At 47.3% G+C, this 2,264-nt stretch carries 2 protein-coding genes and 1 pseudogene; 1 reads left to right on the top strand and 2 read right to left on the bottom strand.

Annotated features, from left to right (window positions below; genetic code table 11):
• Positions 1-155 precede the first annotated feature (155 nt).
• Together ACTNBK_RS16905 and ACTNBK_RS16910 are read right to left on the bottom strand one after the other, a co-directional pair.
• Positions 156-320, bottom strand: a complete 165-nt coding sequence (locus ACTNBK_RS16905; RefSeq protein WP_441147845.1) for a transposon-encoded TnpW family protein — start codon at positions 318-320, stop codon at positions 156-158.
• A gap of 253 nt (positions 321-573) precedes the next feature.
• Entirely contained in the window at positions 574-1,923 is a 1,350-nt protein-coding gene (locus ACTNBK_RS16910; RefSeq protein WP_441147846.1) for a VapE domain-containing protein, read from the bottom strand.
• A 226-nt stretch (positions 1,924-2,149) separates the two neighbouring features.
• On the opposite strand from ACTNBK_RS16910, the pseudogene ACTNBK_RS16915 reads away from it, so the two are divergent.
• A pseudogene (locus ACTNBK_RS16915) lies at positions 2,150-2,264 on the top strand (transposase); the annotation flags it as partial.

The following is a 2,264-nucleotide window of genomic DNA, read 5'->3' on the forward strand; positions in this document are numbered from 1 at the left end:
CAGCGTATCCAGCTCCAGCTCATCGTAGGAAGTGACCTCCCTCAGCTCCGCAATATCGAACACAGCAAGGCGCGCACCGCAGCTAATCAGTATGCTTTTAGCTGTTTTGCCTGATGCGAATTGTCAAGGACTTTTTAATCAAATTCACAAAAAAGTCACATCTTCGCCCCCTCCTCACGGAGCAGACGCTTGATTTTGTCCTGCATAGTCTCTTTGGATGTTTCGCTGAAATGGACACGCACCACATAGGTGGTCTTGTCGATGGTCTTGCGGAAACAGGGCTGTGTGTTGTTTGCGGTCTGAATTGCTGTTGCGTTCATTGAATACCTCCTTGAAATGAAAAAAGCCCGACAAGGAAAGGTCTGACAACGAAGTACCGACAACGGACTTCGGAAAACTCTTTTTCTTAATCGGGCTTATCTACTTTTTTATAATTTACTTTTTCTTTTATATTTCTGTTGTCATTGTTGTCAGAGAAAGAAAAGTCCAGTAATATCAATGGATTTTCGATTTTAGCCCGACAACAGCCCGACAACCGGCTCGACAATCTGCCCGACAACGAAAAGGGATTTTTCATCGTAACCATTCTTCGGGAAGTTCAAGCTGTTGCATTTCTGCTTCCGTCAGTTCGTGAAATTCTCCTGTGTTGTTGTCAGGCTCGTTGTCGGTGGGGATGCGTTCCCAACCTCGCTGTCTGCGGTAAGGTTCCGGGAAGTACCTCGGATTTGCAAATGCCCTCCAACCTGTGACGGCATTATTCATAATGTCATTGATTTCTCGCAGCTCCCATTGCTTCGGCTCGTCATAGTCATGTCCCAACGCTTCACGGTAAAGCTGCTTGGAGCAGACCATGTTGCCGGAATAGCGCTCCAGATAATCAATAATCTGTCCTGCCTTGGTGTCCTCCGGCATGAACTCTCTTTGATGGGCTTTCAGAAATGCGTCCGTTTCCTTGCTGAGCTTCAGCTTAAATTTGCCGCTTCGGTAAATCTCCATGACCTCTGCCCACATCTGAATGATATAAGCTCTGGATGCAGCTTCATCTTCCAGAATGTGAACCTCTGACTGTTCTGGGCATACCATGACTGGAAGAAAACGGCGGTTGCCTGTTCGGTCAAGGGGAAGAAAATCAAGCGTGTTGGAAGAACCGCCAAACACACATTGTCGCAGTCTGTCTGCCGGATGGGTCTCATACGGTATCTTGTAGGTTTCCTTTTGTCGGCTCAGAAAGGACTTGATTTCCTCAATGCTCTTGGCGTTGGCTGTGGCAATCATTTCTGACATTTCGATTATCCAATGCCCCTGCATCTTGCGGTACACATTGTCATCGTCCAGTTTCTTCAAATCGTCAGAGAACCAGTCATCATTGACGGCAAGCAGACGGAAGAACGTGGACTTTCCTGCACCCTGTCCACCGACAAGGCAAAGCATGACTTCAAATTTGCATCCGGGCTTGAATACTCTGCTGACAGCTCCCAACATAAAGAGCTTCAAGGCTTCATAAGTGTACTCGTTTTCCTCTGCACCAAGGAAATGATGCAGACAATGACGGATGCGTTCCTGTCCGTCCCATTGCAGGGAATTAAGGAAATCGCATACTGGATGATAGCGGTTTTCATTGGCGATCACCGTTATTGCATCCACGATTTTCTTTTCTACGGTCAGTCCGTAATTTTCTTCAAAATACAGAAGCAGATATTTTACATCCATATCGGTCAGCGTGGTACTGTCACGCTGCCAGCCGAGGGGCTTCACAATATCAATGCGTTCTGTCAGCATATTCTTTCGGATTGCTCCTTTCAGCAGCGGATCGTATTGCAGAACCTTTTTATAATTAGCTGCTGTGTTGTAGACCTTACCTTTCTGACTCTGCTCCAAACTGTTTCGGACTTCCTCCACGGTGTTCTGCAAATCGCTGTTCAAGTTTCATCACCTCTTTTCTTTGCTCGGCAACCAGAGCTTTCTTTTCTTCGGGAGTGCCATACAGGAGAACATCAAGCAGATATTCGATATAGCTTTCTCTTTGCAGGGCTTCCACGAACAGAGGATGCCATTCATCCTCCGGCTGTTTCGGTGCGTACTGCTGTTTCCATTCTCGGAGAAGATGGAAGTAATCGGTCAGCACCTTGTAGCAATGGTTTTCTTCCTGCTGATAAGCCGCATCACGGACAAGATTCTCCCTATCGCAAAAGAATGGCAGCAGCGGCCGTTGGAGAGCGTCTACGCGGTGGTTTTCATGGATGCCATCCACTACCATGTCCGCA

Source organism: Intestinimonas sp. HCP28S3_D6, assembly GCF_052065695.1.
Classification (GTDB): domain Bacteria; phylum Bacillota; class Clostridia; order Oscillospirales; family Oscillospiraceae; genus Intestinimonas.

Bases quoted from the DNA above. Each gene is read 5' to 3' on its own strand.
- ACTNBK_RS16905 (WP_441147845.1), bottom strand. From the start codon at position 320: ATGAACGCAACAGCAATTCAGACCGCAAACAACACACAGCCCTGTTTC.